This window comes from Streptomyces recifensis (assembly GCF_002154615.1).
In the GTDB taxonomy this organism is placed as follows: domain Bacteria; phylum Actinomycetota; class Actinomycetes; order Streptomycetales; family Streptomycetaceae; genus Streptomyces; species Streptomyces griseoluteus.
Map to the genome: position 1 here is coordinate 1 of NZ_MUNH01000407.1, position 2248 is coordinate 2248.

Below are 2248 nucleotides of genomic sequence, written 5' to 3' on the forward strand. Positions count from 1 at the left end.
CGCCCATCCCACCGGGCCCCGACCCCGTGCCGAGCCCGGAGCCGGGACCCCCGCTGAGCCACTGAGGGGTACGAGGCGGACGTCGATCGAAGCTGACGCTCTCTGGGCCCGCTTGAGCGAACAGGCGGAGCCGCGACGGCTGGGGGAGCCCTGGCCTGTCGCGGCTCCGCCGGCATACGCCCGCGCTCGCAACGGGAGGCCGTTCCGGCGGCGGGGCGGCCCGACCATCTCACCGTCCGCCCTCGGCATGGCCAGATCTTGGTGATTACTAAGATCCAGCCATGGCGAAGACGCATGTGGTGGCCGTCCTGGCCTTCGACGGGATGGCGCCCTTCGAGCTGGGTGTGGTGGTGGAGGTCTTCGGCCTGTCCCGGCCAGAGCTGGGAGACCTGCCCTGGTACGAGTTGCGGGTATGCGCCGAGGAACCCGGCGGGGATCTGCGGGCGGTCGGCGGGTTCACGCTGCGCGCCGAGCATGGGCTCGACGTGCTGGCCGCGGCGGACACGGTGATCGTGCCGGGGGTGGCCAAGGCGGGGGCGGAGGTCTCGCCCGCGCTGGTGGAAGCGTTGCTGCGGGCTCATACGCGGGGGGCGCGCCTGGTGTCGATCTGCTCCGGGGCGTTCGCGCTGGCCGCGACCGGCCTGCTGGAGGGCCGACGCGCCACCACCCACTGGCGCTACGCCCCCGAGCTCGCCGAACGGCATCCCGGGATCAAGGTCGACCCCGACGTGCTGTACGTCGACAACGGCGATGTCCTCACCAGCGCAGGCAGCGCGGCCGGTATCGACCTGTGCCTCTACCTGGTCAGGGCCGATCACGGTGCGGCCGTCGCCAACGCGGTGGCGCGCCGCTTCGTGGTTCCGCCGCACCGCGAGGGCGGCCAGGCCCAGTTCATCGAGGCGGCGGTGGGAGAGATCGGCTCCGAGGGCGACGGCGTCACGCAGAGCATGAACTGGGCACTGCGCCATCTGCACACCCCCCTGTCCGTGCCCGCCCTGGCCCAGGCTGCGCGCATGTCGGAACGCTCGTACTTGAGGCACTTCACTCGCCGCAACGGCGTGAGCCCCATGCGATGGGTCATCGGTCAGCGGGTGGCTGCCAGCCTGCCGCTGCTCGAGTCCGGCGAGGGCACCGTGGACGAGGTCGCCGCCGCGGTCGGCTTCGACAGCACCGCGACGTACCGGCACCACTTCACCCGCCGGATGCGGACGACACCGACGGCCTACCGCAAGACGTTCACCCGCATCCCTGCGCGCCCATGAGGGGCACCCCGTACGACTGGCGGAATCTTGACGACCTGCGGCGTTCACGCCACTCGTAGGACGGGTGCAGGGGTCAGAGGATGGAGCTGTCGCCGGTCGGGGAAACCCGACGCGGCCCACTGAATCCCGTTCCCACCAGCAAGGACAAGGGGTACCTCCATGCCTGACGCCGCTTCCGCCGAGATCACCGGCGCGGTCCTGAGCGTGCCCGCCGCCGCCCCGGCCGAGGCCGTCGCCCACTACGCCGCCCGCCTGGCCTTCGAGGCGGACGTCTCCGACGTCCACGCCGACCTGGCGTCCGGCACACCCGGGGTCGTGGTGGTCGACACCCGCAGCGATGCCGCCTGGGAGCAGGGCCACATCCCCGGTGCCCTCCACATTCCCACCGCGCACATCGCCGACCTGGCGCCGCAGTTGATCGACCCCGCCCAGACCGTGGTCACCTACTGCTGGGGCCCCGGCTGCAACGGCGCGACACGCGCGGCCCTCGCCTTCGCCCGCCTCGGCTACCAGGTCAAGGAAATGCTCGGTGGCTTCGAGTACTGGGCGCGCGAGGGCTTCGCCTACGACTCCGCCACCGGCGCCGAACAGCGCCCTGTCGACGACCTGACCGCTCCGCGCTCGGGCATCTCCTGCGCGTGCTGAAGGATCGACGAGACACCCCCTAGGGGTGTCGTGGTCCGCCGCGCCTGCCGGACAGTGCTCAGCCGCAGGGGGTGATGACCGCGCGGCCCCTGATCCTGCCACGAGGCCGGTCCGAAGAAGGCTCGGGACCAAGCCGTGTGTCCCGAGCCTTCGTGCTGTTCGGCGAGTGCACCCCGTAAGGGTCCGCTTCGGGGTGCTCTCGGAGCCGTCAGGCGCTGATTTCCGTACGGTCCCCGCCCCAGAGGGTGTGGAAGGTGCCGTCGCGGTCGGTGCGGTGGTAGGTGTGGGCGCCGAAGAAGTCGCGCTGACCCTGGGTGAGGGCGGCGGGGACCGTACGGAAA

General features: G+C 71.7%; 3 protein-coding genes. 2 read left to right on the plus strand and 1 reads right to left on the minus strand.

The features are described 5' to 3' along the window. Positions 1 to 281 precede the first annotated feature (281 nt). Both CCN33_RS20930 and CCN33_RS20935 read left to right on the plus strand, forming a co-directional pair. Positions 282 to 1262 (plus strand): helix-turn-helix domain-containing protein, encoded by a 981-nt coding sequence (locus CCN33_RS20930; RefSeq protein ID WP_086695102.1) that lies wholly within the window; start codon positions 282 to 284, stop codon positions 1260 to 1262. A 159-nt stretch (positions 1263 to 1421) separates the two neighbouring features. Continuing rightward, positions 1422 to 1907, plus strand: coding sequence for a rhodanese-like domain-containing protein (locus CCN33_RS20935; RefSeq protein WP_086695103.1), 486 nt, complete (start codon positions 1422 to 1424; stop codon positions 1905 to 1907). Between the two features lie 208 nt (positions 1908 to 2115). Here CCN33_RS20935 and CCN33_RS20940 read toward each other — a convergent pair. After that, positions 2116 to 2248: hypothetical protein (locus CCN33_RS20940; protein ID WP_140394608.1), on the minus strand; the 133-nt coding region annotated here is incomplete at its 5' end.

Bases quoted from the DNA above. Each gene is read 5' to 3' on its own strand.
- CCN33_RS20930 (WP_086695102.1), top strand. From the start codon at position 282: ATGGCGAAGACGCATGTGGTGGCCGTCCTGGCCTTCGACGGGATGGCG.
- CCN33_RS20935 (WP_086695103.1), top strand. From the start codon at position 1,422: ATGCCTGACGCCGCTTCCGCCGAGATCACCGGCGCGGTCCTGAGCGTG.